The 1357-nt window shown below is 54.9% G+C and carries 1 protein-coding gene; it reads left to right on the forward strand.

Features of this window, described 5'->3' with window-relative positions; genetic code table 11:
- Positions 1-112 precede the first annotated feature (112 nt).
- Positions 113-1303: an IS256 family transposase gene (locus I2E77_RS13660; protein ID WP_195451508.1), complete on the forward strand. Its 1191-nt coding sequence runs from the start codon at positions 113-115 to the stop codon at positions 1301-1303.
- Positions 1304-1357: the final 54 nt, after the last annotated feature.

The following is a 1357-nucleotide window of genomic DNA, read 5'->3' on the forward strand; positions in this document are numbered from 1 at the left end:
GATAAGGTACAATAAGTTTCGCAAATTGAAAAGAGGATAAAAGAAGACATGGTTTGCAGAACTCTGGTAGAATGAAGTTGCGACACACCATTCTGAAAGGAGAGAGCAAACCATGTCCGAGAAGATTGTACAACTAAACGAGGCCGTAATCAAGAACGAACTCAAGGAACTTGTGCGTGGGAGCGTAGAGGAAACTCTCAACGAGCTGCTGGAGACTGAGGCTCAAAAGCTGACCCAGGCGGCCCGGTACGAGCGTAATGAGCAGCGCCAGGGATACCGCAGCGGCCACTACAGCCGCAATCTTACCACCACTTCCGGGGATGTTACCCTCAAGGTACCCAAGCTCAAAGGGATCTCCTTCGAGACCGCCATCATTGAGCGGTATCGCCGCCGGGAGAGCAGCGTGGAGGAAGCCCTCATTGAGATGTACCTGGCAGGCGTGTCCGTCCGGCGCGTAGAGGATATTACCGAGGCTCTGTGGGGAAGCAAGGTGTCTCCGGCCACCATCAGCGAGCTGAATAAGAAAGCGTATGTCCACATTGAGGACTGGCGGAACCGCCCTCTGCAAGGTGGGCGCTATCCGTATGTCTATGTGGATGGGATCTACCTGCGCCGAAATTGGGGCGGAGAGTTTGAAAATGTGGCCATTCTGGTGGCGATTGCGGTAAATGAGGACGGATACCGTGAGGTTCTTGGTGCCGCCGAGGGCATGAAAGAGGACAAGGCCAGTTGGATCAGCTTCTTCCAGTGGCTCCGCAGCCGTGGCCTGGACGGAGTGAAACTCATTGTTGGCGACAAGTGTCTTGGTATGCTGGAGGCTGTGGGAGAAGTATTCCCCGAAGCCAAGTACCAGCGCTGCACCGTCCACTTTTACCGCAATGTGTTCTCTGTCACGCCTCGCTCCAAGGTGAAGCTGGTGGCAAAGATGCTCAAGGCAATCCACGCCCAGGAAAGCAAGAGGGCTGCCCGTGAGAAAGCCAAAGACGTGGTGGAGCAACTGCGATCTATGAAGCTGAAAGAGGCTGCCAAGAAGGTGGAGGATGGCATTGAGGAAACGCTGACTTACTGCGATTTTCCCAGCGAACACTGGACTCGCATCCGTACCAATAACGTCATTGAACGGCTGAACCGGGAGATCCGCCGCCGCACTCGTGTAGTGGGCAGTTTCCCGGACGGCAACTCCGCCCTCATGCTGGTCTGTGCCCGGCTGCGCCATGTAGCCGGTACCCAGTGGGGTAACAAGAAATACATGAACATGAAGCACCTGGAGGCTGCCGTTGAGGATGCCTCCATTGCTGGCTGACTTCTCTCATGCCAGGGCCTGCAAACCATTTTGCGAAAAATACTTGACACTACC

The organism is Anaeromassilibacillus sp. 1001302B_160321_C8 (assembly GCF_015554745.1).
GTDB lineage: Bacteria > Bacillota > Clostridia > Oscillospirales > Acutalibacteraceae > Anaeromassilibacillus > Anaeromassilibacillus stercoravium.